The 26,464-nt window shown below is 74.3% G+C and carries 22 protein-coding genes; 6 read left to right on the top strand and 16 right to left on the bottom strand.

All coding sequences use genetic code 11. The annotated features are described in order from the left end of the window. Positions 1–50: 50 nt before the first annotated feature. The 5 genes from ACIP60_RS17220 to ACIP60_RS17200 all read right to left on the bottom strand — a co-directional run bounded on the left by ACIP60_RS17220 (position 51) and on the right by ACIP60_RS17200 (position 4,755). Positions 51–611: a TIGR00730 family Rossman fold protein gene (locus tag ACIP60_RS17220; protein WP_100838920.1), complete on the bottom strand. Its 561-nt coding sequence runs from the start codon at positions 609–611 to the stop codon at positions 51–53. Next, positions 611–1,360, bottom strand: a complete 750-nt coding sequence (gene thyX, locus ACIP60_RS17215; RefSeq protein WP_100838921.1) for an FAD-dependent thymidylate synthase — start codon at positions 1,358–1,360, stop codon at positions 611–613. Before thyX ends, ACIP60_RS17220 begins: the two co-directional genes overlap by 1 nt. Positions 1,361–1,464: 104 nt before the next feature. Continuing rightward, the gene (locus ACIP60_RS17210) at positions 1,465–2,742 is read right to left on the bottom strand and encodes an ATP-grasp domain-containing protein (protein ID WP_400684895.1); all 1,278 of its coding nucleotides are present in this window, start codon (positions 2,740–2,742) and stop codon (positions 1,465–1,467) included. A 1-nt stretch (position 2,743) separates the two neighbouring features. Continuing rightward, positions 2,744–3,976, bottom strand: coding sequence for an ATP-grasp domain-containing protein (locus ACIP60_RS17205; RefSeq protein WP_400684892.1), 1,233 nt, complete (start codon positions 3,974–3,976; stop codon positions 2,744–2,746). Between the two features lie 602 nt (positions 3,977–4,578). Continuing rightward, positions 4,579–4,755: a hypothetical protein gene (locus ACIP60_RS17200; RefSeq protein ID WP_400684889.1), complete on the bottom strand. Its 177-nt coding sequence runs from the start codon at positions 4,753–4,755 to the stop codon at positions 4,579–4,581. Between the two features lie 137 nt (positions 4,756–4,892). On the opposite strand from ACIP60_RS17200, the gene ACIP60_RS17195 reads away from it, so the two are divergent. Beyond that, on the top strand, positions 4,893–5,981 hold the full coding sequence (locus ACIP60_RS17195) for a LuxR C-terminal-related transcriptional regulator (protein WP_400684886.1): 1,089 nt from the start codon (positions 4,893–4,895) through the stop codon (positions 5,979–5,981). 37 nt (positions 5,982–6,018) lie between these two features. Here ACIP60_RS17195 and ACIP60_RS17190 read toward each other — a convergent pair whose 3' ends face one another. Continuing rightward, complete coding sequence (locus ACIP60_RS17190) at positions 6,019–6,648, bottom strand: helix-turn-helix domain-containing protein (protein ID WP_400684883.1); 630 nt, start codon at positions 6,646–6,648, stop codon at positions 6,019–6,021. Positions 6,649–6,808: 160 nt separating this feature from the next. On the opposite strand from ACIP60_RS17190, the gene ACIP60_RS17185 reads away from it, so the two are divergent. Continuing rightward, positions 6,809–7,822: an alpha/beta fold hydrolase gene (locus ACIP60_RS17185; RefSeq protein WP_400684880.1), complete on the top strand. Its 1,014-nt coding sequence runs from the start codon at positions 6,809–6,811 to the stop codon at positions 7,820–7,822. 7 nt (positions 7,823–7,829) lie between these two features. On the opposite strand, the gene ACIP60_RS17180 is transcribed toward ACIP60_RS17185, so the two are convergent. Continuing rightward, entirely contained in the window at positions 7,830–9,308 is a 1,479-nt protein-coding gene (locus ACIP60_RS17180; RefSeq protein WP_400684877.1) for an MFS transporter, read from the bottom strand. Between the two features lie 122 nt (positions 9,309–9,430). Between ACIP60_RS17180 and ACIP60_RS17175 the strand changes: the two genes are divergently transcribed. Continuing rightward, complete coding sequence (locus ACIP60_RS17175) at positions 9,431–10,429, top strand: Lrp/AsnC family transcriptional regulator (RefSeq protein WP_400684874.1); 999 nt, start codon at positions 9,431–9,433, stop codon at positions 10,427–10,429. Positions 10,430–10,471: 42 nt separating this feature from the next. On the opposite strand, the gene ACIP60_RS17170 is transcribed toward ACIP60_RS17175, so the two are convergent. The 3 genes from ACIP60_RS17170 to ACIP60_RS17160 are packed head-to-tail and all read right to left on the bottom strand — an operon-like array spanning position 10,472 to position 13,928. After that, on the bottom strand, positions 10,472–11,200 hold the full coding sequence (locus ACIP60_RS17170) for a succinate dehydrogenase/fumarate reductase iron-sulfur subunit (protein ID WP_400684871.1): 729 nt from the start codon (positions 11,198–11,200) through the stop codon (positions 10,472–10,474). Further along, positions 11,197–13,140: a fumarate reductase/succinate dehydrogenase flavoprotein subunit gene (locus tag ACIP60_RS17165; RefSeq protein WP_400685378.1), complete on the bottom strand. Its 1,944-nt coding sequence runs from the start codon at positions 13,138–13,140 to the stop codon at positions 11,197–11,199. Before ACIP60_RS17165 ends, ACIP60_RS17170 begins: the two co-directional genes overlap by 4 nt. Positions 13,141–13,181: 41 nt before the next feature. Then, on the bottom strand, positions 13,182–13,928 hold the full coding sequence (locus tag ACIP60_RS17160; RefSeq protein ID WP_400684868.1) for a succinate dehydrogenase cytochrome b subunit: 747 nt from the start codon (positions 13,926–13,928) through the stop codon (positions 13,182–13,184). A gap of 78 nt (positions 13,929–14,006) precedes the next feature. Here ACIP60_RS17160 and ACIP60_RS17155 point away from each other — a divergent pair, with 78 nt between their 5' ends. Together ACIP60_RS17155 and ACIP60_RS17150 are read left to right on the top strand one after the other, a co-directional pair. Next, a complete protein-coding gene (locus tag ACIP60_RS17155) occupies positions 14,007–14,924 on the top strand; it encodes a LysR family transcriptional regulator (RefSeq protein WP_400684865.1) in 918 nt (305 codons plus the stop codon). Between the two features lie 101 nt (positions 14,925–15,025). Then, on the top strand, positions 15,026–15,556 hold the full coding sequence (locus ACIP60_RS17150; protein WP_400685375.1) for an MOSC domain-containing protein: 531 nt from the start codon (positions 15,026–15,028) through the stop codon (positions 15,554–15,556). 22 nt (positions 15,557–15,578) lie between these two features. On the opposite strand, the gene ACIP60_RS17145 is transcribed toward ACIP60_RS17150, so the two are convergent. From ACIP60_RS17145 to ACIP60_RS17120, 6 genes are all read right to left on the bottom strand, one after another. After that, positions 15,579–16,649: a glycoside hydrolase family 43 protein gene (locus tag ACIP60_RS17145; protein ID WP_400684862.1), complete on the bottom strand. Its 1,071-nt coding sequence runs from the start codon at positions 16,647–16,649 to the stop codon at positions 15,579–15,581. 191 nt (positions 16,650–16,840) lie between these two features. Continuing rightward, positions 16,841–17,488, bottom strand: a complete 648-nt coding sequence (locus tag ACIP60_RS17140) for an HD family hydrolase (RefSeq protein WP_400684859.1) — start codon at positions 17,486–17,488, stop codon at positions 16,841–16,843. A gap of 44 nt (positions 17,489–17,532) precedes the next feature. Beyond that, positions 17,533–20,298 (bottom strand): AAA family ATPase, encoded by a 2,766-nt coding sequence (locus ACIP60_RS17135; RefSeq protein WP_400684856.1) that lies wholly within the window; start codon positions 20,296–20,298, stop codon positions 17,533–17,535. 183 nt (positions 20,299–20,481) lie between these two features. Continuing rightward, on the bottom strand, positions 20,482–22,653 hold the full coding sequence (locus tag ACIP60_RS17130; RefSeq protein WP_400684853.1) for a M4 family metallopeptidase: 2,172 nt from the start codon (positions 22,651–22,653) through the stop codon (positions 20,482–20,484). A 192-nt stretch (positions 22,654–22,845) separates the two neighbouring features. After that, on the bottom strand, positions 22,846–23,808 hold the full coding sequence (locus ACIP60_RS17125; RefSeq protein ID WP_400684850.1) for a formylglycine-generating enzyme family protein: 963 nt from the start codon (positions 23,806–23,808) through the stop codon (positions 22,846–22,848). 178 nt (positions 23,809–23,986) lie between these two features. Then, a complete protein-coding gene (locus ACIP60_RS17120) occupies positions 23,987–25,450 on the bottom strand; it encodes a sulfatase (RefSeq protein WP_400684847.1) in 1,464 nt (487 codons plus the stop codon). A gap of 447 nt (positions 25,451–25,897) precedes the next feature. On the opposite strand from ACIP60_RS17120, the gene ACIP60_RS17115 reads away from it, so the two are divergent. Continuing rightward, positions 25,898–26,440, top strand: a complete 543-nt coding sequence (locus ACIP60_RS17115; protein WP_400684844.1) for an AAA family ATPase — start codon at positions 25,898–25,900, stop codon at positions 26,438–26,440. Positions 26,441–26,464: the final 24 nt, after the last annotated feature.

Raw genomic sequence — 26,464 nt, 5'->3', positions numbered from 1 at the left:
GTGGTGCCGCGGTGCCGGTGGGGGGTGCCCGTGGTGGTGTCCGGGGCCGGTCAGGCCCAGCGCGGCGGCGGGGGCCGCCAGCTGTCGCAGAGCGCGAGCAGGTCGCCGGCCTTGCGGACCGGGACCAGCGAGGCGCTCTCCTCGGGCCGCATGAACCCGGCCCGGGCGATGCCCTCGACCGTGTCGAGCAGGCCGTCCCAGTAGCCGTCGGTGTTCAGGACGGTGACCGGTTTGCCGTGGTGCCCGAGGATCAGCCAGGCCCAGACCTCGAAGAGCTCCTCGACGGTGCCCAGGCCGCCCGGCAGGGCGACGAAGCAGTCGCCGAGCCGGGCCATCAGGTCCTTGCGCTCGTGCATGGTGTCGACCACGTGCAGTTCGGTGAGGCCGAGGTGGGCGACCTCGGCGTCGTGCAGCGAGCGCGGGATGACGCCGGTGACCCGGCCGCCGGCCGCCATCGCGCTGTCGGCGACCACGCCCATCAGTCCGACGCTGCCGCCGCCGTAGACGATCTCGTGCCCGGCCTCGGCGAGTTCGCGGGCGAAGGCGGCGGCCTCCCGGGCGTACACCTCGTCCCGGCCCGCCGAGGAGCCGGCGTAGACGGTGACCCGCATCAGGGGCTGACCCGGCCGTAGGTCTCGAAGGCCGCGTGGGTGACCGGCATCAGGGCCTTCCAGGCGTCCTCCATCTGCTCGGCGACCAGCTCGATCTCGCGCTGCGGGTGCGAGGGGTAGGTGGCGTCGGCGCGGTTGGTGCGCAGGCTCAGGAAGTGCATCAGGCCGCGGGAGTTGCAGGTCGCGTACACCGAGGAGTAGGTGGCCACCGGCAGCACCATGCGGGCGATCTCGCGGGCGATGCCGGACTCCAGCATCGCGGTGTACTCCTCGTACGCCTTGGCGTAGACGGCGTGCGCGGAGGTGAGGATCTGCTCGTGGTCCTGGTCGGTGCCCGGGACGTACTGGTAGTGGCCGGGCTTGCCCTTCTGGCGCAGCAGGCGCTCGCCGTCCGGGACGTAGAAGACCGGGCGCAGCTCCCGGTAGCGGGCGCTCTCCTCGTTGAACGACCAGGTGCGGTGGCGCATCAGGTGGCGGACGGTGAAGATCGGCGCGGTGATCAGGAAGGTCATGTAGTTGTGCTCGAAGGGGCTGCCGTGGCGGCTCTTCATCAGGTAGTTGAGGAGTCCGGCGCTGTAGCCCTCGCCCTTGTCCTCGATCTGGGCGTCCTCGCCGATGGTGGAGACCCGGGCGGCCCGGACGACGCCGGCGTCGCTGGCCCGGTGGTCGACCAGTTCGACGGAGATGTCGCTGCGCAGTTCGACGCCGGGGGCGGTGTCCAGGACGGAGCCCTGCTCGCTGACCAGCATGGTGGCGGTTCCTCTCGGTTCGGTCGCGTGGTGCGCGTGGTGCGCGTGGTTCGTGGGTTCGCGGTGGGACGGGGCGGTACGGGTGGTGCGCGGTGGTGCGCCGGTCAGGCCGTGGCGGCGGCCAGCGGGGCGGGGGCGGCCAGGAGCTGCTCCGCCAGTTCGAGCACGCCGGGGGTGAGCAGTCCGTGCTCGGCCGTCAACTCGCGCAGTGTCGCCGCGAGTTCGTCCCGACGGTCGAACTCGCAGGTGAGCACGGTGTTGGCGTACGCCTGGCCGTCGATGTGGAACTCGCTGGCCCGGACCAGGTCGAGGCGTTCGCGCAGCAGCGCGGTGAGCGCGGGGGTGGCCCGGCGGATCGGCAGTTGCAGCGCGAGCCGGCGGCGGCGGCCGAAGCCGGGGGCCTGCTGCTCCCAGGTGCCGAGCAGCAGCGAGAGCAGCGCGGCGTAGGTGTTGTCGCCGGAGGCGGCGATGGAGAGCGTGGTGGAGCCGGAGACCCGGGGGTTGATCTCGATGACCTGGTAGCCGCCGTCGACGTGGATCATCTCGACCTCGATGGCGCCCTCGATCCCGAGGTCCTCGCACAGCCGCAGCAGCCGCTCGGCGACCGGCCGGAAGTCCCGGTCGGGGCCGGGGCGCGGCGCGGTGTAGCGGACGGTGTCGAAGACGAAGGACGGGGCGCCGCCGGTCGGCCCCTTCCAGATCAGCGGCTGGAGGGCGTAGTGCCCGGGCCGGCCGACCACCTCCACCGAGCAGAGTTCGCCGGTGACGCAGTGCTCCAGGACGGTGCTGCCGTCGTACGGGTCGGCGAGGTAGGCGCGCAGGGCCGCCCGGTCGGGCAGGAAGCGGATGCCGGTGGCGAGGCAGTCCCACAGCGGCTTGGAGAGCAGCGGGTAGCCGATCCGCTCGGCCTGCGCCAGCAGCAGGTCCTGGTAGGCCGGGGCCTGGACGCTGCGGCCGCGCAGCAGGTCGCCGTCGACCAGCAGCCCGTCGGGGGTGTCGAGGCCGTGGGCGGCGAGCAGCCGCTTGGTCTCCCACTTGTTGGCCAGCACGCAGGTGGCGTCCGGGCTGTGCATGACCATCGGGATGCCGCGGGCGGCGAGCTTCTCGCGCACCACGGCGTCGCGCAGCGCGTTCTCGTCGGGTATGGAGAGCGAGACGACGCCGTCGGCGCCCCAGGCGGCGATCCGGTCGGCGATCTGCTCGCAGCTCAGGCCGGGCGGGAGCTTCTCGGACTCGCCGGGGAAGTCGTCCGGTCCGCACTCGCCGTCGGTGTGGAACAGCTTGAGGGTGAGGCCGGCCTCGGCGGCCGGGCCGGCCAGCTCCCGGACGTAGGGGTCGGTCTGCTGGATCTCGATGGAGCGCAGCAGCGCGATGCGGGCCATCTCAGGCCAGCTCGATGCGGACGGCGGCCAGGGCCTCGGCGGCGAGCCGGTTGACCTCCTCGGCCGTTTCGGCGGTCAGGATGAAGTGGCCGACCCGGGAGATGTTGTCCTGCGGGCGGGCGAGTTCCTTGCCGGGTTCGGCGTACAGCGCGGTGGCCACCGTGTGCGGGCCCTCGGGGAGGTGCTCGACGGAGCGCAGCACGCCGGCCGACGGCGGGGTGAGGAAGCGGATCGCGGCGGCCCTCTGGTGGGTGGGCAGCACGTCGGGGTGCTCGCCGAGCGCGGCCTGCAGGTAGGCGCGGGCCTCGCTGACGCCGGTCGCCTGCCGGACCAGCTTGACGATGTGGTCGCCCGGCGGGCGGGCGCCGACCTCGATGATTCGGGCGGTGTTGTCCTCCAGCAGCTTGAGCTCGGTGTGCGCGACGCCGTACCGGAAGCCCAACGCGGCCAGGCCCTGTTCGACGGTGGCGAGCACCGCCTCGGTGGCCGCCGCGTCCAGCGCCGCGGGGACGGTGTGGCCGACCTCGGCGCGGGTGGCGTCGTCGGTGGTGAACTTCTCGGTGATCGCCAGGTGGTGGTACTTCTCCTCGAAGACCACCGTCTCGATGCTGAACTCCTTCCCGCCGATGTACTCCTGGATCAGCACGGTGGTCTCCAGCGGCGTGCCGTGCGGGAACTCCCGCGGCCAGCCCTGGGCGAACTCGACCGCCGCGGCCAGCTCCTGCTCGCCACGCACCACCGAGACGCCGACCGAACCGGCGTTCTCGCACGGCTTGACCACCACGGGGTAGTCGAGGCCGGTCCGGGCCAGCGCCTCGGCGGCCTCGGCGGGGCCGGCCACCACGGCCGTGCGCGGCGCGGGGACGCCGGCGGCGTCGAAGACCTGCGCCATCACCCGCTTGTTGCGGGCGGCGGCGGCCTTCTCCGGGTCGTGGCCGGGCAGGCCGAGTTCGGCGGCCACCCGGGTGACCAGCGGGGAGAAGAACTCCCAGCCGGTGACGACGCCGTCGACGCCCCGCTCGCGGGCGAAGGAGAGCAGGTCGCGGACGGCCGTCTCGGTGTCGCCGAGGTCGGTGAAGACCGTGCCGTCGATCCTCTCCTTCAGTTCGGGGCGGTAGTCGCGGTACAGCTCCTCGTGGGTGGCGACGTGCACCTCGACGCCCAACTCCCGCGCCGCGTCGAGCAGGTCACCACCGACCATGCCGTTGGCCTCGATCAGCAGCAGTTTCTTCATGGATGTCCTCCTGGACGGGCAGGCCGGAGCGGCGATGGGGGCAAATGCTTTGATTACATGGACAATTGACGGTGCATCAGGTCTTTCCGCACGTGAACGCGCGTAGATCGGCGTGCGGAAGTGTCGAACAACGGCGCATCGGGCCGTTCCATTGGTTACGATCAGCCCTGGTCATGAGCGCGACGGTTCATGCCGCGCCGGGGGCGGCAGCTACATGGGGAGCTGGGATGTGCGGTGTGCCAGGAAGGTCGGGGACGTACTCGACGCTCCGGCAACCGGTCTGCCACGGCATCGGTGTCGACGCGGGCCGCGGGCCCGCCGCGGGCACGGGATTCCCGGTGGCGGGATTCCCGGCGGCGGCATTCCCGGTCGTGGGCGCCCCGGCTGCGAGAGTCCCGGCTCCTAGGGTTCCGGTCGTGCGCGTTCCGGCTGCGAGAGTCCCGGTCGTGCGCGTTCCGGCTGCGAGAGTCCCGGCTGCGAGAGTCCCGGTCGTGAGCGGGCCGACCGTGCGCGTTCCGGTCCGATGTCGGCGTTCCTGCCCCGGGAGATCGGTCGACGGCGGCTGAGCCGTCGGCGGTGGGGCGCGTCCGCCGGTCCGGAGGTCAGTGACCGCCGGTGGGGGTGACGTCCCATTCCAGGTCCGCGACCACCCGGGTGCCGTGCCCGGTACCGGGGTGCCCGGCGCCGGTTCCGACCGCCGCCACGCCGATCACGGCGGCGGCCGGCAGGAGGAGCAGGGCGACCCAGCGCCGCAGGTGGCTGGAGGCATGGCTGATCATCGGTCACATCCTTCTGTCAGGTGGGTGGTTGCGGAGAACCCGTGTCCGTCCGCACACACAATTCTTGGCCGACCGGCCGAGTCGAGCAAGCGATCAGCTGGCTCATGTTGATGAACAGCATGAACATGAGGGTGGTCATGAACACCGAACACCGGACCGGTGATCCCGGTCAGGAGGACGTCCCCCGGCTCAGCCCCGCCGCCGAGCGGCTCTACGTGCGCTCGCTGAGCAGCGGCAGCCTGCCCAACCCGGCGGTCGGCGGCGGTCCCGTCGGCCTCTCCGCCGCCTGCCTCTCCCCCGACGAACTGGCCGCCAGCGAACAGCTGTTGAGGCTCGGGCTGCTCGCCGCCGACGCCGCCGAGCCCGCCCGCCTGGTCCCGGTGGACCCGCAGCTGGCCGCGGCCTCGGTGCGCCGCCGGGTGCGGCTGCAGTCCGCCCGGATCGAGGAGTACGGCTCGCGCCTGGTCGGGGAGTTGACCCGGCTCTCGCACCTCTACGACCAGGCGTCCGAGGAGGGCCCGCAGGCGGCGCCCGTGCAGGACCTGGTCGGCCTGGACATGATCACCTCGGCGATCGACGAGGCGATGCGCGACTGCACCGAGGAGGCGCTCACCGCCCAGCCCGGCAACGGCCGCCGGGCGGACGCGCTGGCCCGGGCGCTCGGCAAGGCCGAGGAGCTGCTGGCCCGCGGCGCCCACCTGCGCACGCTCTACCAGCACCCGGCCCGGTTCAGCGAGCCGATCCGGGACTACGTGACCAAGGTGTCCTCGCTGGGCGCGGAGGTCCGCACCCTCGACGAGCTGCCCAAACGGCTGATGATCTTCGACCGCAGGACGGCCTTCGTCTCGGCCGCCCAGGACAGCCGCCGCGCGGTGCTGGTCCGCCACCCCGCCCTGGTCGCCTACCTGGCCGACGCCTTCGAGCGCGACTGGCGACGGGCCAGCCCGTACGACGTCCGCTACCGCGGCGGCTCGGCCGGGCGGGGGCTGAACGAAGTCCAGCAGACCATCCTGCGGATGCTGGTGGACGGCGAACCGGACGACGCGATAGCCCGCCGGATGAGCCTCAACGTCCGCACCTGCCGGGCCCACATCGCCAAGATCCTCAAGGCGTACGACGCCCAGAGCCGGGTTCAGATGGCCTACCAGCTGGGCCGTTCCGAGGCGCTGTCCGGCGACGGCCTGCGGGGCGGGGTGCCGAGCGGCGCGCCGAGCGGGGCGGCCTGAACCCCCTTCGGCGACAGGGGATTTCGGCCGCCCGGCGTCAGCTGCGGACGCGCAGGCGTTCGCCCTGCGGGCCGAACATCACCAGGTACTCGACGGGGCGGTCCGGGGCGGCGTTGGCGACCCCGTGCGGGGTGCGGGTGTCGAACTCGGCGACCTCCCCGGCGGCCAGCACCAGCTCGCGGTCGCCGAGGGCCAGCCGGAGCCGCCCGGAGAGCACGCAGAGCCACTCGTGGCCGGGGTGGGAGACCTGGCGCGGCCGGGGCGGGGGCCCGTCGGCGGCGGTGGCGGCGGTGGCGGCGGTGGCGGTGGTGTCGGTGGCGGCGGCCGTGGCGGCCGTGGCGGGCAGGACGTGCTTGTGCGCGTGCAGGCCGCCGACGTAGCGGGTCAGCGGGAGCACCGCCTTGTCGTCCGCGCCCCGCAGCGGTGCCGGTCGCGCGGGCGCGGTGCCGGCCAGTTCGTCGAGCGGGACGCGGTACTCCCGGGCCAGCAGGAGCAGCACCTCCAGGGTGGGGTGGCGGTGGCCGTTCTCCATCCGGGACAGCGTGCTGGGGGTGAGGCCGGTGGCCCGGCACACCTCGCCGAGGCCGCGGCCGTCGCGGGCCCGGGCGGCGCGCAGCCGTGGGCCCATGGTGGCCAGCAGGTGCGCCACCTCCTCGTTGCCGGTCATCCCGGGCACTCCCCTCAGCTGCGGTGTTGCCGATCCGGCAAGAGTAGTCGCCCGGGCGGGGCGGGACGGCGCATGATCGACCTGTACCCGGCGCCGGGGCGTTCCCCCCGTCGTCCAGCCCCTTGTCCGGTCCCCGGTCCAGCCCCTTGGAGGAGTCGTCATGTCCGTACCGCAGGAGACCGTCGGGTCCGGCCCGGCCGCCGGGGCCCGGCACCGCACCGTCGCCGGGCCCGCGGGGCCGCTGCACCTGGTGGAGCAGGGGGACGGGCCGCTGGTGCTGCTGGTGCACGGGTTCCCGGAGTCCTGGTACTCGTGGCGGCACCAGCTGCCGGCGCTCGCCGCGGCGGGGTACCGGGCGGTGGCGCCGGACGTGCGCGGGTACGGGCGGTCGTGCCGGCCGGACGATCCGGCGGCGTACCGGATGCGGGAGCTGGTGGCGGACAACCTGGCGCTGGTGCGGGGGTCGGGCGCGGAGACGGCGGTGGTGGTCGGGCACGACTGGGGGTCGAACATCGCGGCCGCGTCCGCCCTGCTGCACCCGGAGGTGTTCCGCGCGGTGGGCCTGCTGAGCGTGCCGTACGCCCCGCCGGGCGGGCCGCGGCCGGGCGAGGTGTTCGCCGGGATGGGCGGGCCGGAGGAGTTCTACGTCTCGTACTTCCAGCGTCCGGGCCGGGCGGAGGCGGAGATCGAGCCGGACGTCCGGGGCTGGCTGGCGGGGTTCTTCGCCGCGCTGTCCGCCGACACCATGCCCGGCCCGGACGCGCCGGACCCGCACTTCGTCTCCCGGGCCGCGGGCGGGACGCTGCGCGAGCGCTTCCCGCGCGGGGTGCGGCCGTCCTGGCTGTCGGAGGCCGATCTCGACTTTTACGCGGGCGAGTTCGAGCGCACCGGCCTGACCGGCGCGCTGAACCGCTACCGGAACATGGACCGGGACTGGGCGGAGCTGGCCCCCTTCGCCGGGCGTCCGCTGGAGCAGCCCGCGCTGTTCGTCGGCGGGACGCGGGACGCCTCGACCACCTGGATGGCGGAGGCGATCGACGCCTTCCCGGCCACGCTGCCCGGACTGGTCTCCGCCCACCTGCTGGAGGGCTGCGGCCACTGGGTGCAGCAGGAGCGCGCCGAGGAGGTCAACGGGCTGCTGACCTCCTGGCTCGACTCCCTGCCGTCGAACTGACGATCCGTCAGGACGGCTGCCCGGACGGCTCCTTGACGACGTGAGGCTGCGGAACGGGTGCAGGCGCGGCGGGGGCCGGGCGGCGCACCAGCAGGACGACCAGCGCGGCGGCGAGCAGTCCGGCCGCTCCGGCGGTGAGGTAGACGTGGTCGAGGGCGGCGGCGTAGGCGTGGCGCGGATCGGTGCCGGGGCGTTCGCGCAGGGTGTTCTGGAAGACCGTGCCGAGGACGGCGATGCCCAGGGCGAGGCCGAGTTGGCGGGCGGTGTTGAACGCGCCGGAGGCCATGCCGGCGCGTTCGCGCGGGACGGCGGCCAGGGCGGCGGCCATCATCGGCGGGGTGGCCAGGCCGACGCCGACGCCGGTGGCCAGCAGGCCGGGCAGCAGGGCCGTCCAGCCGGTGGTGGGCGAGACCAGGGTGAGCAGCAGGGTGCCGCCGCCGATCAGGGCCAGGCCGAGGGCGATCGGCAGCCGCGGGGGTGCGCCGCGCAGCAGGCGGCTGCCGGCGGGGGCGGTGAGGAAGGCGGCGGCGGCGAGCGGGCAGACGGCCAGTCCGGCGTTCAACGGGCTGAGGTGCAGGACCTGTTGGAGCCAGAGGCCGGTGTAGGTGAGCTGGGCGAAGGCGGCGGCGGTGAGCAGCAGCCCGGCGGCGGCGAGGCCGACGAAGGCGGGGTTGCGCAGCAGTCGCAGGTCCAGCAGGGGCCGGGCGGTGCGCAGTTCGACGGTGGTGAAGGCGGCGAGGGCGAGGGCGGCGGCGATCAGGGTGGCGGCCACCAGGGGGTCGCTCCAGCCGCGTTCGCCGCTCTCGATCAGGCCGTAGGTGAGGGCGGCGGCGAACAGCGTGAACGTGGCGGCGCCGGGCAGGTCGAAGCGTCCGGCGGACCGGCCCGCCACCGCTCCGGACCGGCCCGCAGCCTCGGCCTCCGTGGCGCGGGGGCGGTCGGCGGTGAGGTGGCGGACGGTGAGCCAGGCGGCGACGGCGGCGATCGGCAGGTTGACCAGGAAGATCGAGCGCCAGCCGAACTGCTGGGTGAGCAGCCCGCCGAGCACCGGCCCGGCGGCGGCCGCGGCGCCGTTGACCGCGCCCCAGACGCCGAACGCGGTGCCCCGGTCGCGGCCCTGGTAGGCGGCGTTGAGCAGGGCGGTGGTGGAGGTCATCATGGCGGCGCCGCCGAGGCCCTGGGCGGCGCGGGCGGCGATCAGGGTACCGGCGTCGGGGGCGAGCGCGCAGGCCAGTGAGGCGAGGCCGAAGACGGCGAGGCCGGCCAGGTAGAGGCGGCGGTGGCCGAGGCGGTCGCCGAGCGAGCCGAAGGCCATCAGCAGGGCGGCGAGGGTGAGGGCGTAGACGTCCACCACCCACTGCAGGGCGGTGAAGGTGGAATGCAGGTCCTCGGACATCTCGGGCAGCGCGGTGTTCACGATGCTGGCGTCGACCAGCAGCATGAACGCGCCGACGCAGATCGCCGTCAGGGGTATCCACTTGCGCACGGGCGGGGTCGTCCTTCCGGGACGGGGTTGTCGTTTCCTTCCGTACTCTCGCTCCGGACCGCCGCTTTCCCCTAGCCGGTACGCGGTTCGCGGCGGTTCTCGACACGTCCTACGATGGTGCGGTGGAATCCGACGGCTACGACGCGCTCGACCGGCAGCTGGTGCACGCGCTGCAGTTGGCGCCGCGGGCGGCGTTCAGCCGGCTGGCGGCGGTGCTGGGGGTGTCGGACCAGACGGTGGCGCGCCGGTACGGGCGGCTGCGCGGGGCGGGGGTGATCCGGGTGCTGGGGCTGCCCGACCCGGAGCGGCTGGGCGAGGTGCGCTGGCAGTTGCGGGTGCGCTGCTCGCCGGACTCGGCGGGGGCGGTGGCCGCGGCGCTGGCCCGCCGGGAGGACACCGTGTGGGTGTCGCTGAACTCGGGCGGCACCGAGATCGCCTGCTCGACCCGCACCCCGCCGGACCGCTCGGACCACTCGCTGCTGCTCCAGCACCTGCCGCGCACCCCGAGCGTGCTGGGGGTGAGCGCGCACTGCGTGCTGCACACCTTCTTCGGCGGCGCGCAGAGCCTGGCGGTCAAGTCCGGGGCGCTGACCGCCGGGCAGGTCGCGGAGCTGACCGCGGCCGGTCCGCGGGTCGCCGAACCGGACGGCCCGGTGCCGGAGTTGGACGCGGCGGACCGCCGGCTGCTGGCGGCGCTGGCGGTGGACGGGCGGGCCCCGCTGGCCGAACTGGCCGCCGCCTGCGGGAAGTCGGAGAGCACGGCGCGCCGCCGGCTGGAGGAGCTGGCCGGCTCGGGGGTGCTCTACTACGACCTGGACGTGGACTGGCGGATCTTCGGGCTGCGCACCCACACCTGGCTGTGGCTGAACGTGGTGCCGTCCGAACTCGCCGCCGCCGGTGCGGCGTTGGCCGCCCATCCGGAGGTGGCGTACGCCTGCGCGACCACCGGCCCGAGCAACCTGCACGCGGTGGTGATCACCCGCAGCGTGCGGGAGCTGTACGCCTACCTGACCAGCCGGGTGGCGGCGCTGCCGGGGGTGCAGCACCTGGAGACCGCGCCGACCATCCGGATCGTCAAGGGCCCGGGCCCGCTGCCGCTGGCCTCCCCGCGCGACATCTGACGCGGCGTCAGGATGCTGGCGGGGAGGGCGGGTCCGGCTTCCTCAGCTGCGCAGGAACTCGCGGTTCAGGCGGGCGATGCCGGACAGCGGGATGCCCTTGGGGCAGGCGGTGGCGCACTCGCCGGTGTTGGTGCAGCCGCCGAAGCCCTCGTCGTCCATGGTCTCCACCATGGTCCGCACCCGGGAGGCGCGTTCGGGGGCGCCCTGCGGGAGGACGTTGAGGTGGACCACCTTGGCGGCGGTGAACAGCATCGCGGAGCCGTTGGGGCAGGCGGCGACGCAGGCCCCGCAGCCGATGCACTCGGCGTGCTCGAAGGCCAGGTCGGCGGCCTCCTTGGGGACGGCCGTGGCGTGCGCCTCGGGGGCGGAGCCGGTGGGGGCGGTGATGTAGCCGCCGGAGCCGATGATCCGGTCGAGCGCGGAGCGGTCCACCACCAGGTCGCGGACCACGGGGAACGCGCCGGCCCGCCAGGGTTCGACGTCGATGGTGTCGCCGTCGTCGAAGTGCCGCATGTGCAGCTGGCAGGTGGTGGTGCGTTCGGGGCCGTGGGCCCGGCCGTTGATGACCATGCCGCAGGCGCCGCAGATGCCTTCGCGGCAGTCGTGGTCGAAGGCGACCGGGCGTTCGCCGCGCAGGATCAGTTCCTCGTTGAGGGTGTCGAGCATCTCCAGGAAGGACATGTCCGCGCTGATGCCGGAGACCCGGTACTCGGTCATCTCGCCCGGGGTGTCCGGGCCTTGCTGGCGCCAGATGCGCAGGGTGAGGTTCACGCGTAGCTCCGCTGGGTGGGGTGGACGTGCTCGAAGACGAGCTGTTCCTGGTGCAGGACGGGGGCGGTGCCGGTGCCGGTGAACTCCCAGGCGGCGGCGTAGCCGAACTCCTCGTCGCGGCGGGCGGCTTCGCCCTCGGGGGTGGCGGACTCGGTGCGGAAGTGGCCGCCGCAGGACTCGGCGCGGTGCAGCGCGTCCAGGCACATCAGTTCGGCGAGTTCGAAGTAGTCGACCAACCGGTTGGCCTTCTCCAGCGCCTGGTTGAGCTCCTCGCCGGTGCCGGGCACCTTGATCCGGCGCCAGAACTCGTCCCGGATCCGCGGGATGCGGGCCAGCGCGCGGCGCAGCCCGGCCTCGTCGCGGGCCATGCCGCACTCCTCCCAGAGGAGTTCGCCCAGTTCGCGGTGGAACGAGTCGGGGGTGCGGTCGCCGTCGACGGCCAGGATCAGGTTCAGCCGGTCGGCGGACTCGGCCTCCACGGCGGCGAGTTCGGGGTGGTCGGCGGGGACGGCGGCGAGCTTGGTGCGGCCCAGGTAGTCGTTGAGGGTGGGCGGCAGCACGAAGTAGCCGTCGGCCAGGCCCTGCATCAGGGCGCTGGCGCCGAGCCGGTTGGCGCCGTGGTCGGAGAAGTTGGCCTCGCCGATCGCGAACAGGCCGGGGATGGTGGTCTGCAGGTCGTAGTCGACCCAGAGGCCGCCCATCGTGTAGTGGATCGCCGGGTAGATCCGCATCGGGACGGTGTACGGGTCCTCGGCGGTGATCCGCTCGTACATCTCGAACAGGTTGCCGTACTTGGCCTCGACGGCGTCCCGGCCGAGCCGGGCGACGGCGTCGGCGAAGTCCAGGTAGACGCCCTGCCCGCCGGGGCCGACGCCGCGGCCCTCGTCGCAGACCACCTTGGCGGCCCGGGAGGCGATGTCGCGCGGCACCAGGTTGCCGAACGCCGGGTAGATCCGCTCCAGGTAGTAGTCGCGCTCGTCCTCGGGGATCTGCCCGGGCGGGCGGGTGTCGCCCTCGGCCTTGGGCACCCAGATCCGGCCGTCGTTGCGCAGCGACTCGCTCATCAGGGTGAGCTTGGACTGGTGGTCGCCGGAGCGCGGGATGCAGGTCGGGTGGATCTGGGTGAAGCACGGGTTGGCGAACAGGGCGCCGCGCCGGTGGGCGCGCCAGATCGCCGTCGCGTTGGAGTTCTTGGCGTTGGTGGAGAGGTAGAAGACGTTGCCGTAGCCGCCGGTGGCGAGCACCACGGCGTCCGCGGTGTACGAGCGGATCTCGCCGGTGACCAGGTCGCGGGCGACGATGCCGCGGGCCCGGCCGTCGACCACCAGCAGGTCGAGCATCTCGGTGCGCGGGTGCATCTCGACGTTCCCGGCGGCGATCTGCCGGGACAGCGCCTGGTAGGCGCCGAGCAGCAGCTGCTGGCCGGTCTGGCCGCGGGCGTAGAAGGTGCGGGAGACCTGGACGCCGCCGAAGGAGCGGGTGTCGAGCAGGCCGCCGTACTCGCGGGCGAACGGGACGCCCTGGGCCACGCACTGGTCGATGATCTCCACCGAGACCTCGGCCAGCCGGTGCACGTTGGACTCGCGGGCCCGGAAGTCGCCGCCCTTGACGGTGTCGTAGAACAGTCGGCGCACCGAGTCGCCGTCGTTGCGGTAGTTCTTGGCCGCGTTGATGCCGCCCTGCGCGGCGATCGAGTGGGCCCGCCGCGGGGAGTCCTGGAAGCAGAACTGGACGACGTGGTAGCCCTGTTCGGCCAGGGTGGCGCCGGCCGCGCCGCCGGCCAGGCCGGTGCCGACCACGATCACGGTGTGCTTGCGGCGGTTGGCCGGGTTGACCAGCTTGGCCTCGAACCGCCGCCGCTCCCACCGCTGTTCGATCGGCCCGGCCGGGGCGGTGGTGTCGGCGACCGGGTCGCCGAGGGTGTAGTCGAGGTAGCTCATCGGGGCCGCTCCGTCCTTCGCGGTGTCGGGGTCCATCGGGGTCACCGGACCAGTCCGGCCATCACGGCCACCGGCACCGACAGGAACCCGGCGGTCAGCAGCAGCGCCAGCGCGTTCGCGCCGACCTTCAGCGCCCGGTCGCGGCGCGGGTTGTTGACGCCCAGGGTCTGCGCGGCGCTCCAGAAGCCGTGCCGCACGTGCAGGCCGAGCGCCAGCATCGCCAGGCAGTAGATGACGCCCGAGTACCAGGTCGAGAACGAGGCCACGACGTTCTGGTACGGGTGGCCCTCCTCGGCGGCCGGGTTCACCGTGAGGGTGGTCAGGTCGAGGATGTGCCAGACGATGAACAGCCCGAGGATCACCCCGCCCCAGCGCATCGTCCGGGTCGCGTACGTGGCCCGCTGCCGCCGGTGCGCGTACTTGACCGGGCGGGCCTTCAGATCGCGGCGGGAGAGCTGGTAGGCGGCGGTGCCGTGGGCGACCACGGACGCCACCAGGACGAGGCGGGCCAGCCAGAGGAACCAGCCGTGGTGCAGCAGCGGCTCGCCGAGGGTGCGCAGCCAGTGCGCGTACCCGTTGATGTCGTCCGGACCGAAGAAGATCTTGAGGTTGCCGAGCATGTGGGCGACCAGGTACGCCAGCATCACCAGGCCGCTGACCGCCATCACGGCCTTCTTGCCGACGGAGCTGCGCCAGAGCGCCGCCAGGGAGGACGGGTGCCGGCCGGGGGCGGGGGCCCGGCCCGTCCGTTTCGCCCGGTTCGCCGGGGGTGCGGAAGCCATGGCCATGACCGTAAGCCGGGCGTGTCACGGGTGTCCAAGACATGGAACCGCCGATCACGATAGGCAGTGCCTATGATGGCTGGTGTGCAGTTGCAGCAGCTCGCCTACTTCGTCGCGGTCGCCGACGCCCGGCACTTCACCCGGGCCGCCGAGCTCAGCCACGTCTCGCAGCCCTCGCTCTCCCAGCAGGTCCGCGCCCTGGAACGGGAGCTGGGCGCCGAGCTGTTCCACCGCTCGCGTTCCGGGACGACCCTGACCGACGCCGGACAGGCCCTGCTGCCGCTGGCCCGGCGCATCCTCGCGGACGCCGACAGCGCCCGGCGGGCGGTCGCCGAGACCGTGCAGCTGCGCCGGGGCCGGGTCCGCTTCGGCGCCCCGCCCTCGCTCTGCGCCAGCCTGGTCCCGGAGGTGCTGCGCGCGTACCGGGCCCGGCACCCCGGCGTCGACCTGCACCTCACCGAGGGCGGCTCCCGGGACCTGGTCCGCGACCTGGAGGCCGGCGAGCTGGACCTCGCGCTGGTCATCACCCCGGCCTCCGCGCCGCCCGCCCCGCTCGCCGTCACCCCGCTGCTGCACGAGGACCTGGTGCTGGTCTCGGCCGACCCGCTCCCCCGCGGCCGGGCCCGGATCACCGACCTGCGCGGCCGGGGCCTGGTGATGTTCCGCGAGGGCTACGACCTGCGCGAGACCACCCTCGCGGCCTGCCGCGCCGCCGGGTTCGAGCCGGTCTACGCCGTCGAGGGCGGCGAGATGGACGCGGTCCTGGCCGCCGTCCGGGCCGGCCTGGGGCCCGCGGTCGTCCCCGGCATGGTCGCCGCCAGCGCCAACCTCCCCACCACCCCCTTCGCCCCGCCCGGCCTCGGCCGCACCATCGCCGTCGCGCACGGCCGCGACCTCCCGCTGACCCGCGCCGCGAGCGCCTTCCGCGACACCCTGCTCGCCCACCTCCACGAGGCCGACCGCACCGACTCCCTCCCGCCCGGCACCCGGCTGCTGCCCTGACCGCCGCGGCCGGGCCCCCGCCGCGGGCCGCCGACGGGCTGCCCGTAGGGTGGGTGCACGGAACATCGGTGCGACGAGGGGTGGTCCGGGTGTCCGGGAGCGTGGTGGCGGTCAGCAGCAGCGGGGAGTACTCGTTCACGAAGCCGAACCGGGACGGCATCCGCCTGCTGGCGGGTCTCGGGGTCGAGGGGGACGTGCACGCGGGGGTGACGGTCAGGCACCGCTCCCGGGTGGCGCAGGACCCGACCCAACCGAACCTGCGGCAGGTGCACCTGATGCACGCCGAACTGTTCGAGGAGCTGGCGCAGGCCGGTTACACCGTCGGGCCCGGGCAGCTGGGCGAGAACGTCACCACCCGGGGCGTGGACCTGCTGGGCCTGCCCGTCGGGACGCTGCTGCGGCTCGGCGCCGAGGCGGTGGTCGAGGTGACCGGGCTGCGCAACCCGTGCGGGCAGATCGACCGCTTCCGGCACGGCCTGCTCAAGCAGGTGGTGGGGCGGGACGAGACCGGGGCGGTGGTCCGCAGGGCGGGCGTCATGGGCGTGGTCCGCTCCGGCGGCGAGATCCGCCCCGGCGACCCCGTCACCGTCACGCTGCCGCCCGAGCCGCACCGCCCGCTCGAACGCGTCTGAGGAGGGCCGGGCCCCGGGCCGGTCACTCGAAGAACTTCAGGCTCCAGCCGGTGTCGGCGGTGGGTCCGGGGACGTTGGCGCGGCGGTAGGTGGCGCCGCCCCACCAGGCGAACGTGCCGGTGTACCAGTACCGTTCGGCCCAGGAGTAGGGCGTGCCCTTGGGGACGGCGTGGAACATCAGGGGGAAGGTCGGCCCGGCGGGCGGGCTGGTGTTGATGTCGCCGTTCAGCAGGACGAAGCTGTGGTGGCCGGGGCCGTCCACGTGCAGGGTCGGGTCCCAGCCGGACATCATCGTCTCGCGGTGGGAGCCGAACAGGCAGCCGTTGGACTTGTACCAGTCCCACACGTACGTCGGGTCGCCGCCGGCCCGCAGCCGCAGGTCGGCCAGGCAGTACTGGTCGCTCCAGCTGCCGTTGGCGGAGTACGTGACGTGCAGTTGCCCGTTGGGGTCCTTGATCGCCTCGGGCGCCTCGTTGATGAACGGGTTGCCGACCACCCGCTCCCAGCCCTCCCGGGGCTGGGAGATGACGTAGCGGGCGCCGGTCGGCGCGGTCGGGGTGTTCATCCGGGCGATGTAGAGGTTCTGCTCGACGTTGGTGTCGCCGGCCCAGCCGGACCAGACGAACCAGCGCTGCCCGTTGAAGGTGAACAGGGTGCCGTCGATGGCCCACCTGTCGTCCGGCAGGGCCAGTTTCGTCTCGGCGCCGTAGCCGCTGTCGGGGGTGGCGGAGCTGATGGCGTACATCCGGTGGGCCGCGCCGCGGCCGGCCGAGAAGTAGATGTAGTAGCGGCCGCCGTCCACCACGATCTCCGGCGCCCACACCTCGCCGCGCCCGGCGGTGTCCGACCAGACCTGCCGGGCGGGCGCCGAGGCCAGCGCGGCCGTCGAGGCGGCCTGCCGGACGGCGATGCCCGCGCCGGTGGACTGCACCGAGACGTACGTGCCGCCGACCCGCAGCACGCTGGGGTCCGCGGCCCGCAGGGCGGTCTGGGACGCTTCGGCCGGGGCGGTGACCGCGGTGGACAGCGCGGCGGCGAGGACGGCGGACAGGGTGAGGGCGACGGCGCCGGACAGGCGGCGGGAAGGCTTCATGGTGTCCCGATCCGTGGTGGGGCCCGGGGCCGGGCACCGGCCCGGCCGGTGGCGGCTCGTCGGGCTCTGCAACGTTGGAGGAGCGCTCCTCCGCAGCATCCCGACCGACACTGAACATGTCAACACCCGTGGCACGGCCGCCGGTCCGGACCACCGGCCCGGGCGGCGGACCCCTGGCCCGGGCGGCGGACTCAGGGCGCGGGGCGGGACCAGCCGCGGGCCTCGCCCTCGTCGATCAGCCGGCGGGCGGCCTCCCACAGCGGGGTGGAGGCGTCGCCGATGACGGCCTTGCGGGCCCGGACGTCGGCGGCGGTGACGCCGGGGGTGCGCCAGGTGCCGCCACGGGCCAGCCAGTTGAGCAGCAGGGGCTGGAGGCGGTCCATCGCCTTGGCGAACCGGGCCTCGGGGGTGCGGCGGGCCTCGAACTCGTCCCAGTGCGCGCGCAGCAGGCGGGTCTGGTCGGCGGGCAGCAGCCCGAACAGCTCGTCCGCGGCGACGGCCTCGCGCTCCGCCTGGTCGACGGCCCCCGCGTCGTCGTACAGCGGGGTGTCCCCGGCGTAGATCTCCACCAGGTCGTGCAGCAGGACCAGTTGGACGGTGTGGCCGACGTCGATCGGCTCGTCGGCGTACTCGGCCAGGACGGTCACCATCATCGCCAGGTGCCAGGAGTGCTCGGCGTCGTTCTCGCGGCGGTCGGCGGCGGCCAGCGGCGACTGGCGCAGGACGGTCTTGAGCCGGTCCACCTCCACCAGGAAGGTCAACTGGGCGCGCAGCCGCTCGTCCAGCCCCTCCGGGAAGGGCGTGCGGTCGACGAGCAGGGGCCGGGTTTCTTCGCTCATGCCGCCCATCCTGCCACTGGGCCGCGGGTCGGCCCGGCCCCGGGTCAGTCCCGGTGGCGGGCCAGTTCGGCCCGGCCGCGGACGCCGTACTGGCGGTAGAGGCGGGTGAGGTTGGCCTCGACGGCCTTGACGGAGAGGTGGAGGCGGGCGGCGATCTCGCGGTTGGTGGCGCCGGAGCGGATCAGGGTGAGGATCTGCTGCTGCATGGGGGTGGGGTCGGCCTCCAGGGCGTCGAGGGCGGCGAGGGCGGCGGCGGTGTGCTGCTGCCAGGGGCGGCAGCCGGCGGCGGTGTAGCGGGTGTGGGCCTCCTGGAGGGCGGTGCGGGCGGCGGCGCGGCGGCGGGCGCGGCGTTCCAGGGTGCCGAGGGCGAGGTGGGCGCGGGCGAGTTCGAGGGGGTAGGGGTGGGTGTCGGGGAGCAGGGCGCGCAGGGTGTCGGCGGCGCGGCGGGGGTCGGTGGCGGCGGTGAGGTGGGCTTCGGCGCGGTGCAGGCCCAGGGTGAGGACGTCGCGGCCGAGCCGGGCGGCGCGGTCGCGGGCGTCGGCGAGGGCGGCGGCGGCCTGCTCGGGGCGGCCGGAGAGGGCGAGTGCCTCGGCCAGGTCGGCGTCCACCAGGAAGAGCGCGGGGTCGGTGAACTCCATCAGGCGCAGCAGGAGCCGGCAGCGGGCGAGGTGGTCGGCGGCGGCCGGGTGGTTGCCGCGCAGGAGTTCGGCGCGGCCGCGCAGGCCGTGGGCGTAGGCGAGCCATTCGCGGTCGTGGTCGCTCTCGGCGGCGCGGATCGCGGAGTCGAGGAGGTGGGCGGCGCGGTCGGCGGTGCCGCCGTTGAGTTCGGCGGCTCCGCCCAGGACGCGGGCCGGGCCGGGGCTGGGTTCGATGCGTTCGCGCAGGTCGTGGGCGGCGCGGCCGGCGGCGTACGCCTCGGCGCAGCGGCCGGCCCGCTCGTAGACGGAGGCGGCGATGTAGAGGACGTTGGCGAGGTCCTCGGTGCGGCCGGCGGCTTCGACCTCGGCGCGCAGCGCCTCGACCTCGGCGACGGCGCGGGGCAGGTCGCCGCTGCGCAGGGCGGCGACGGCGAGTCCTTCGCGGCAGAACACGGCGGCGGCGGTGGGGGGCCGGCCGGCGGCGAGGCGGCAGCCGCGTTCGAGTTGGGCCAGGCCCAGGGCGGGGTCGGTGAGCAGGGTCAGCGGGGCGCGCTGGGCGAGGAGTTCGACCAGCAGGTCGGGGTCGTCGGCGTGGTCGGCGTGCTTCTCGGCGGTGGCGAGTTCGGCGAGTCCTTCGGCGCGGTCGCCGCGGTGCAGGGCGCGGACGGCGCGTTCCTGGTGGACGGCGGCGGTGAGGGCGGGGTGGCCGCCGGTGTCCTCGGCGGCGGCGGTGAGCAGGGGTTCGGCGCCGGGGTGGTCGGGGCCGAGCAGGCGGGCGAGCAGCAGGCGGGCGTGCACCCGGACGTCGGCGGCGGGGGCGGCGGCGAGGGGTTCGCCGCAGGCGCGGGCGAGGTCGGGCAGGCCGGCGGCGGCGGCGTTGCGGGCGGCGGCGAGCAGGCGGCGGCTCGCGGTGTCGGGGTCGGGGGTGTGTTCGGCGGCGAGGCGGAGCAGTTCGGCGGCGGTGCCGGGGGCGCCGCGGGTGAGCGCGGTGTCGGCGGCGCGGTGCAGCCGGGAGGCGAGGCGGGGGTCGGGGGCGTCGGCGGCGAGGGCCTGGTGGCGGACCTGTTCGACCGGGTCGGCGGTGAGTTCGGCGAGCAGCCGGTGGGCGGCGCGCAGGGTGTCGGGGGCGGCGTCGGCAAGGACCACTTCGGCGACCAGGGGGTGGCTGAACTGGGGGGTGCCGGCGGGGGTCTGCTGGACGATGCCGTGGCGGCGGGCGGCGGCGAGCGGTTCGGTGACGGTGGCGGGCAGGCCGGTGCCGGTCCGGGCGGCGGCCAGGACGGTGAGCGACTGCCGTGCGGTGTCGGGGAGTTCGCCGAGCCGGGCGGAGACCAGGGCGCGCAGCCGGTGCGGGACGTCGAGCGGGCGGGCCGGGTCGGCGGGCAGCGCGCTCTCGCCGCCGCCGGCGGCCAGCGAGCGGCCCAACTCCAGCGCGTAGTAGGGGTTTCCGCCGCTGACGGCGTGCACCCGGGTGAGGGTGAGTCCGCTCAGCCGCAGGCCGAGCCGTTCGCGCAGCAGGGCGCCGGTGCCGCGTTCGCCGAGCGGGCCGACCGGGATCTCGCGGGCGCCGGGCGGGCAGAGCGCGCCCCGCTCGGGTGCGGCGGCGGCGTGTTCGGTGCGTTCGGTGACGGCGATCCGGACCCGGCGGTCGGTGAGGCGGCGGGCGGCGAAGGCGATGACCTGGCGGCTGGCCTCGTCGAGCCACTGGGTGTCGTCGAGCAGGACGAGGACGGGGCCGCGCTGGGCGAGTCGGCGCAGTGCTTCGAGGACGGCCACCCGGACGGCCAACGGGTCGGTGGGGGTGCCGGGTTGGGGGGCGCGGTGGAGCAGGGCGCACTCCAGGGCCTGGCGCAGGTGGTCGGGCAGGTCCTCGGCGAGGCCGGGGAGGGCCTCGCCGAGGAGGTCGATCAGGGCGAGGTGCGGCAGGTCCGCCTCGGCGGCGGTGGGGCTGCTGCGCAGGACGGTCCCGCCCGCCGGGCCGGCGTCCTGGGCGAGGGTGTCGAGCAGCGCGGTCTTGCCGATGCCGGCCGGTCCGTGCAGCAGGACGCCGCCGGTGGCGGCGAGGGCGGCGCGGATGTCGGCGAGCAGGTGCGCGCGGTCGACGAGTGGGGGCTCGGTCGGGCCCGCCGGGGTGGTGGCGGCTGCGGCCGGGCCGGGGAGGATGCCGGTCATGGCGGTCAGTGTGCCGCCTCGGAACCGGCTGCGCGAGGGTGTCACCTGAACGCGACACCCTCACGACCCGCCGTTAAGTCCCCTTTAAGGACCGCCTGTTGGGGCGGCCCGGCCGGAGCCGGTCGGACGCTTCCCGGCTCCGGCGGTCGGCTCCGGCCGGTCGGCTACGGCGGTCGGCTCCGGTCAGCCGACGCTGACGTCGTCGACCAGGAAGACGGTCGACAGGTAGGCGTCCTCCTGGCCGACGAAGCCCAGGTTGACGCTCTGGCCGCGGAAGGCGCTCAGGTCGACGGTCTTCTGCACGTAGCCGGCGGAGGCGTTGGCGTTGGAGTACGTCGCCAGGGCCTGGCCGTTGGCGGTGACCTTGAGCGTGTCGTAGGCGGTGGAGCCGGACTCCTGGGTGGTGACCTTGAGCCAGAAGGTGAGCTTGGGGCTGCCGGTGGACGGCACCGCGACGTTGTTCTGCGCCAGCGTCTCGCTGGCGGTGGAGCCGTAGCCCATCATCCAGGCGTACCAGGAGCCGCCGTGGGCCTGCTGCTGGGTGGAGTTGGTGATGTCGTCGGCGCTCTGGGTCCAACCGGTGGCGCCCTGCTCGAAGCCGCCGTTGGTCAGCGCGTTGCCCGGGTTGGGGTTGCCGGTGGGCGAGGAGGTGGGCGAGGGGCTGGGCGAGCCGGACGGCGACGGGGTCGGGGTGCCGTTGCCCGGGTCGGGCAGGGCGGTGCCGACGCTGACGGCGGCCCACGCCTTGGAGACCAGGTACCGCTCCTGCGAGTTGGCGCCGTACAGGTCGGCCGCGGCCTGCAGGGTGGCGGTGCGGGCACCGGAGTAGGTGGTGGTGGAGGTCATGTAGGTGGACAGGGCGCGGTACCAGACCGCGGCGGCCTTGTCCCGGCCGATGCCGCCGAAGCTGTCGCCGTTGCACGGGGTGCCGTTGTGCGGCAGGCCGCCGATGGTCTTGGCGCCGGTGCCCTCGGCGGCGAGGTAGAAGAAGTGGTTGGCGATGCCGGAGGAGTAGTGCACGTCGACCTGGCCGGCCCGGCTGCTGTAGCAGGAGAGCGAGGAGCCGTCGGCGGCCGGGTTGTCCATCCGGCGCAGGTAGCCGTTGCCCATGTGGAGCTTCTCGCCGATGTAGTAGTCGCCGGGGTCGGTGCTGTTGCCGGCGTAGAACTCGACCATGGTGCCGAAGATGTCGCTGGTGGCCTCGTTGAGGCCGCCGGACTCGCCGGAGTAGTTCAGGTTGGCGGTGGCGGCGGTGACGCCGTGGCTCATCTCGTGGCCGGAGACGTCCAGGGCGGTCAGCGGGGTGTTGCCGTTCTGCGAGGAGCCGTCGCCGAAGGACATGCAGAAGCAGGAGTCGTCGTAGAACGCGTTCAGCAGCTGGTTGTCGACGTGCACGTAGGCCGGGGCGCCGCGGCCGTCGTTGCGGATGCCGCTGCGGTTGAAGGTGCTCTTGTAGTAGTCCCAGGTCTTGGCCAGGCCGTAGGAGGCGTCGACGGCGGCGCTCTCGCGGCTCGAAGTGGAGCCGTTGCCCCAGGAGTTGGACGACTTGGAGAAGGTCCGGGCGTTCTGCGCGGGGTTCGACTGCGGGCTGTTGTACGAGTCGTAGACGATGGTGCCGCCGTGCGCCGCGTCGGTCAGCGTGTAGCCGCTGCCGCCCTGGCTGGTCTCGATGCCGACCTGGCCGACGTTGACGCCGTTGCCGGTGCCGGTGACGGTCTGCTCGACCTCGTACTGGTCGAGGACGGCGCCGCTGGCCGCGTCGAGCACGACCGCCTCGTGGGAGCCGGGGCCCGCGTCGCCGGTGCCGGTGACGGTGTTGCGGTAGGCCAGCACCGGCACCTTGCCGACCGCCCAGACCACCAGCTGGCTGGTGTCGAGGGTGGTGGTGCGGGCCGAGGTGACGTGCTTGGCGCTGCGCTCGGCGGTGGCCGAGGCGTCCTTGCCGGTCAGCTTCGGGGTCACGCCGGCCACCTTGACGGCGCCCTCGTGCGCCCAGGTGGTCGAGGTGGGCTTGCCGTTCGCGGCGTAGTGCACGACCAGGTCGCCGCCGACCACGGGCAGTCCGCGGTAGGTGCGGTCGTAGCGCACGTGCCGGGCGCCGTCGTTCTCGACCAGCACGTCCTTGGGCAGCAGGCGCTCGTCCGGGCCCAGGCCCAGTGTCTTCGCCAGTGCCCCGGCCTCCTTCTCCGCCCGCTCCATGACCGCGAGGCGGCCCACGACGGTCATCGACTGGAAGCCCGCACCGTTCGCGGTGGTGCCGCTCGCCAGTGCGGGGGACTGCGAACTCGCCGCCACCACGGTGCCCAGGGTGAGGGCGGCCGCAACGGCTGCCGCCAGCGCGGTCTTGCGGTTCATCGGGTTTCCTCCCGCCGGGCCGGGGTTGATGGGGGACGGCCGCGGCACCGATGGGGTGTGGTGTCGCGGCCGGGTTCGGCTCGGCGGCAGGACGCTAGGACCGCGGACCGCCCCCGCGACATGCCCCCGCCGCCCGGCAAGGGCCGGTCAAGGGTGCGCCGCGCCGCGCCCCAGGGGCGCCCCGGCGGGCGGTCAGCGAGCCACCCGGAAGCCGATGTTGCCGCTGGAGCTGTCCGGGGTGTTCGAGGAGCGGGCGGACAGCCGGTAGCGGTTGCAGTAGGAGGCGTGGCACATGTGGGAGCCGCCGCGCATCACCCGGGCGGGACCGGTGGGCGGGCCGAGCGGGTCCCGGCGGGTGGCTGGGGTGTCGGGGCGGTGGTGGTCGGGGCTGAAGCGGTCGGCGCACCACTCCCAGACGTTGCCGAGCACGTTGTACAGGCCGTGCCCGTTGGGGCGGTAGGAGCGGACGGGGGCGGTGGAGCGGTGCCGGCCGGTGTGGCGGATCGGGAACTCGCCCTGCCAGATGTTGAGCATCTCCCGTCCGCCGGGGGCGAGTTCGTCGCCCCACGGGTAGCGGGTGCCGGTGCGTCCGCCGCGGGCCGCGTACTCCCACTGCGCCTCGGTGGGCAGCCGGGTGCCGGACCAGGCGCAGTACGCCTGCGCGTCGTTCCAGGAGACGTGCACCACGGGGTGCTGCTGGCGGGCGGCGAAACCGCTGCCGGGGCCCTCGGGGGCGCGCCAGTCGGCCCCCTCGACGGCCCGCCACCACGGGGTGGCGGCGACCGGCGGGGAGGCGGCGCGCAGCCGGTCGGTGAGGAAGCCCTCGAAGACGAAGCTGGAGCCGAAGCGCTCGGCGTCGGTGACGTACCCGGTCTCCCGGACGAAGGACGCGAACTCGGCATTGGTGACGGTGGTCGCGGCGATCGCGAACGGCCCGAGCCGCACCTCGCGCACCGGCCCCTCGCCGTCGGCCGGGACGCCGTCCGGGTCCTGCCCGCCCATCAGGAACGTCCCGCCGGGCAGTTCCAGCAGCCCGCGGGCGGCCCGCACCGCGGCGGGGGACGGTGCGACGGGCGGCGGTTCCGGGGTCAGGAGCGGCAGGACGGGCAGGCCGAGGTCGGTGGGCTCGTGTCCGGGGGTGCAGCAGGGGAGCATGACGGCCTCTTCGGTGCGGGGGTTCGGGTGGCTCGGGGGGTTCGGGTGGTTCGGGGGGTTCGGGTGGTTCAGGTGGCCCGGGTGGTTCGGAGTTGCCGGGAAGTGGGGCCCGGCCGGTCGCCGTGGGGGGCGACCGACCGGGGTTTCGAGGAAGCCGTGCGGCCGTGCGGCCGTGCGGTCAGGCGGTGCGTTCGGCGGCGAGGGTCGCCGCGAGGGCCGGGATGCCCAGCGCCTGCTCCTGCGCGGGGGTGGCCTGGTACAGCTTGTTGACCAGCTGGTACGGGTCGGCGTCCAGGTCGTAGTACTCGCGGAAGGCGACCTGGCCGGTGCCCGCGGGCAGGCCGTTCGCATCGGTGTGCAGCTTGTAGTACTCGGTGTACTGCTTGTCCTTGCCGAGGTACGAGGCCCAGGTGTGCGGCTGTCCGTCCTGGTGGGCGCCCTGCTCCCAGAACTCGACCAGCAGGTGGTCGCGGCTGTACGCGCCGAGCAGCGAGTGGCCGTCGACCGCCCAGTCGGGGGTGATCCCGGCGGCCTGGAGGACGGTCGGGGCGATGTCGATGTTGGCCACGATCCGGTGGTCGGCGGGGCTGCCCGCCCCGAGGCCGCCGGCCGGCCAGGACAGGTAGAACGGCACCTCGACCGAGGGCAGGTAGGGCACCGACTTCTTCGACCAGCCGTGGTCGGCCCAGGTGTAGCCGTTGTCGCCGAGGTAGATCACCAGGGTGTTCTGCAGCTGCCCGAGCGCGGCCAGTTTGTCGTGGATGGCCTGTACGGCGTCGTCCACCGAGAGCAGGGTGCGCAGTTGGCGGGCGCGCAGCTGCCGGGCGGTGGCGAGGGTGGCCGTCCCGTTCTGGATCCACTCGGGCTTGTCGCTGCGGTCGGCCTCGTCGACGGACGGGCGGCCGTCCCAGGCCGGGACGGGCGTGTCGGCGTACTTGGGCTCGGGCGTGTTGGGCTCGTGCGAGGCCTTCGGCGCGACGAACGCGAACCACGGGCGCGTGTCGGTGGCGGCCTTGTCGAGGAAGGCGAGCGCGTGGTCGCGGATCACCGAGGTCGAGTAGCCGGGGATGGTGCGCACGGTGCCGTTGTCGTTGTACTGGCCGTTGTTGTAGACCACCGGCGCGGACAGCAGCCACTCGTCGAAGTGCGGCGGGTTGTCGGCCGGGTGCCAGGCGTTCAGGTACTTGCCGAACAGGCCGGTGCGGTAGCCGGCCTGGTGCAGCGCCCGCTGGATGGTGTGCTGCTGGTCGAGGTTGTACGGGTGGCCGTTGTCGCGGACGCCGTGGTGGTGCGCGTACTGGCCGCTGAAGATCGAGGAGCGGGACGGCGCGCACAGCGGCGTGGTGACGTGCCCGGCGGTGAACCGGACGCCGTGGCCGACCAGCCAGTCCACCGTCCTGGGGGTGGCCCACTCGGTCTGCTTGGGCTGGTCGTCGGTGAGGATCACCAGGATGTTCGGCCGGGTGCCCGGCGCGGCGCCGGGCTCGGTGGTGGCGGCGGCCGCGGTGGCGGGTGGGGCGCCCAGGGTCAGGGGCAGGGCGGTCGCGGCGGCGACCGATACCGCGCCGGCCAGGAAGCCGCGGCGGTCCACCTTCGATTCGGCCTTCGGTTCGTCGCGCGGAGGTTCGGTGTTCCGGCTCATGGTGTGCGCACCCTTTCGCGGCAGGAGGGAACGTGCGGGCGGAGCGGGTCGGCGGGCGTCCCCGGCCGGACGGAGCGTGCGCGGCACTGACGGTGAACCTACGGGCGCGCGACGAGGGCCCGCAATTGGCTGCGCGCAGACAACGCACGCTGTTCACGGGCCCGTTGCAATGTTTCGCACACCCGCCGACCGGGGCCCCCGCCCGCCGCCCCGGAAGAAGCCCCGGAAGCCCGGAGGCCCGGAGGCCCGGAGGCCCGGAAGAAGGTGGCATGGAGTCGTGCATCCGGGGCAGTCGCTGGGTGCGGCGGAAGAAGGGCCCGGCCGATCCCCCCCCTGTAGGCCGGGCCCCCCGCCGTGCGGTGCCGGTTCCGCGGGGCGGTGCGCCGCCGACCGTCCTCCTGTCCCCGGTGCGACGGCCGCGGTCCGGAACGGCATAGGCTGGGCCGCGTGGACGAGGTGGAGACGGTACCGGGCGAGGCGGAGCTGCTGCCGGAGCTGGACGGGACCGAGCGCGGGCTGGTGGTGCTGATGTGCGGGCTGCCCGGATCGGGGAAGAGCACGTACGCGCGGGCGCTGGAGCGGCGCGGGTTCGTCCGGCTGTCGATCGACGAGGTGATCTGGGCGCGGACCGGGCGCGACGGGGCGGAGCTGGAACCGGCCGTGTACGAGCGGCTCAAGACGGCCGTGGAACGGGAGCTGTGGGAGGAACTGGTCGGGCTGCTGGAGGCGCGCCGCCCGGTGGTCGTCGACTACAGCTTCTGGAGCCGGGAGACCCGCGACCGGTACAAGGCGCTGATCGAAGACCACGGCTGCCGCTGGGAGTTGGTCCGGCTGCGGGCCGACCTGGAGACGCTGCGCCGCCGCCTGGCCGCCCGCAGCCGGCGCAGCGACGCGAACAGCGTGACCGTCCCGGACGAGACGCTGCGGCGGTACTTCGACGCCTTCCAGGAGCCGGTGGGCGAGGGCGAGCGGGTGATCGTCCAGCGCTGAGGGCCGGCGGGCCGGCCGGTGCGG

The sequence above is a fragment of the Kitasatospora sp. NPDC088783 genome (genome assembly GCF_044750705.1).
In the GTDB taxonomy this organism is placed as follows: Bacteria; Actinomycetota; Actinomycetes; order Streptomycetales; family Streptomycetaceae; genus Kitasatospora; species Kitasatospora fiedleri.
The sequence above is the reverse complement of the archived record's forward strand: the minus strand, read 5'-3'. Positions and strand labels throughout refer to the sequence as shown.

What these genes read in the sequence shown, in the direction of transcription:
- ACIP60_RS17220 (WP_100838920.1), bottom strand. Translation starts at nt 611, where the DNA reads ATGCGGGTCACCGTCTACGCCGGCTCCTCGGCGGGCCGGGACGAGGTG.
- ACIP60_RS17135 (WP_400684856.1), bottom strand. Translation starts at nt 20,298, where the DNA reads ATGACCGGCATCCTCCCCGGCCCGGCCGCAGCCGCCACCACCCCGGCG.
- ACIP60_RS17130 (WP_400684853.1), bottom strand. Translation starts at nt 22,653, where the DNA reads ATGAACCGCAAGACCGCGCTGGCGGCAGCCGTTGCGGCCGCCCTCACC.
- ACIP60_RS17125 (WP_400684850.1), bottom strand. Translation starts at nt 23,808, where the DNA reads ATGCTCCCCTGCTGCACCCCCGGACACGAGCCCACCGACCTCGGCCTG.
- ACIP60_RS17140 (WP_400684859.1), bottom strand. Translation starts at nt 17,488, where the DNA reads ATGAGCGAAGAAACCCGGCCCCTGCTCGTCGACCGCACGCCCTTCCCG.
- thyX (WP_100838921.1), bottom strand. Translation starts at nt 1,360, where the DNA reads ATGCTGGTCAGCGAGCAGGGCTCCGTCCTGGACACCGCCCCCGGCGTC.
- ACIP60_RS17205 (WP_400684892.1), bottom strand. Translation starts at nt 3,976, where the DNA reads ATGAAGAAACTGCTGCTGATCGAGGCCAACGGCATGGTCGGTGGTGAC.
- ACIP60_RS17160 (WP_400684868.1), bottom strand. Translation starts at nt 13,928, where the DNA reads ATGGCCATGGCTTCCGCACCCCCGGCGAACCGGGCGAAACGGACGGGC.
- ACIP60_RS17195 (WP_400684886.1), top strand. Translation starts at nt 4,893, where the DNA reads ATGAACACCGAACACCGGACCGGTGATCCCGGTCAGGAGGACGTCCCC.
- ACIP60_RS17200 (WP_400684889.1), bottom strand. Translation starts at nt 4,755, where the DNA reads ATGATCAGCCATGCCTCCAGCCACCTGCGGCGCTGGGTCGCCCTGCTC.
- ACIP60_RS17145 (WP_400684862.1), bottom strand. Translation starts at nt 16,649, where the DNA reads ATGAAGCCTTCCCGCCGCCTGTCCGGCGCCGTCGCCCTCACCCTGTCC.
- ACIP60_RS17165 (WP_400685378.1), bottom strand. Translation starts at nt 13,140, where the DNA reads ATGAGCTACCTCGACTACACCCTCGGCGACCCGGTCGCCGACACCACC.
- ACIP60_RS17120 (WP_400684847.1), bottom strand. Translation starts at nt 25,450, where the DNA reads ATGAGCCGGAACACCGAACCTCCGCGCGACGAACCGAAGGCCGAATCG.
- ACIP60_RS17210 (WP_400684895.1), bottom strand. Translation starts at nt 2,742, where the DNA reads ATGGCCCGCATCGCGCTGCTGCGCTCCATCGAGATCCAGCAGACCGAC.
- ACIP60_RS17190 (WP_400684883.1), bottom strand. Translation starts at nt 6,648, where the DNA reads ATGACCGGCAACGAGGAGGTGGCGCACCTGCTGGCCACCATGGGCCCA.
- ACIP60_RS17185 (WP_400684880.1), top strand. Translation starts at nt 6,809, where the DNA reads ATGTCCGTACCGCAGGAGACCGTCGGGTCCGGCCCGGCCGCCGGGGCC.